1 pseudogene is annotated in these 1,081 nt (G+C 69.6%); it reads left to right on the forward strand.

Annotation, left to right across the window (positions count from 1 at the left end):
- Window positions 1-1,081 (forward strand): annotated as a pseudogene (locus tag AC3WL2_RS25765) (DUF637 domain-containing protein); the annotation flags it as partial.

Consider the following 1,081-nt stretch of genomic DNA (forward strand, 5'->3'; position numbering starts at 1 on the left):
GACCGGCCTGACCCTGACCGGCCTGAGCCTGGACAACGACGGTGGCCGCCTGACCAGCCAGCGGGACATGACCCTGAGCTTGACCGGCGCGGCCCTCAACCGCCTCGGCCTGCTCAGCGCCGAGGGCCAGCTGGTGCTGACCGCGCACAGCCTGGACAACAGCACCGGCAAACTGGACAGCGCCGGCCGCCTGACACTGACCACGGGCGGCGCGCTGCTCAACCAGGGCGGCGAGCTGCTCAGCGACAGCGACATCACCCTGGCCAGCGCCAGCCTGGACAACACCGACAAAGGCGCGCTGGCCAGCAAGGGCCAGCTGACCCTCAGCACCGGCCACCTGGACAACAGCCGCCAGGGCAGCATCAGCAGCAACCGCACCCTCGACGTGCACGCCGGCCAGCTCGATAACCGCGACGGCGGCCGCGTGGGCAGCCGCGAAGCACTCACCGCCACGGTCACCGGCCTCGACCAGCAGGGCGGCAAGCTGTTCAGCGACACCTCGGTAAAACTCGACCTGGGCCATGGCCACCTGGACAACCGTGGCGGCCTGATCAATGCCCCGTCGCTGCAGCTGGACAACCTCAAGACCGTGGCCAACCAGGGCGGCGAGCTTTCCAGCGCCCAGGCCTTCACCGTCGCTGCCGAGCAACTGGACAACGGCAACGGCCGCCTGCTCAGCGACCAGCGCCTGCTGCTGCGGGTCAGCCAGCGCCTGGACAACCTCAAGGGCCTGATCGGCGCCCAGTCGCTGGAGATTCATGCCGGTACGCTGAGCAACCGCGACGGCGGCCGCATCGAAGCCAAGGACGCGCTCGCCCTCACCAGCAAGGGCCTGGACAACCACGCCGGCAAGCTGCTCGGCAGCAGCCTCGCGCTGGACCTGGGCGGCGCCGACCTGGACAACGGCGCGGGCCTGATCACCACCGCCGGGCCGCTGAGCCTGGTCAACCTGGCCAAACTGGACAACCAGGGCGGCGAGATTTCCACCGCCCAGGCCCTGCAGCTGGACGTCAGCGAGCTGGACAACCGTGACGGCAAGCTGATCAGCGAACAGACGCTGGCCATCACCAGCGGCGCCATC

The sequence above is a fragment of the Pseudomonas sp. FW305-96 genome, assembly GCF_058783825.1.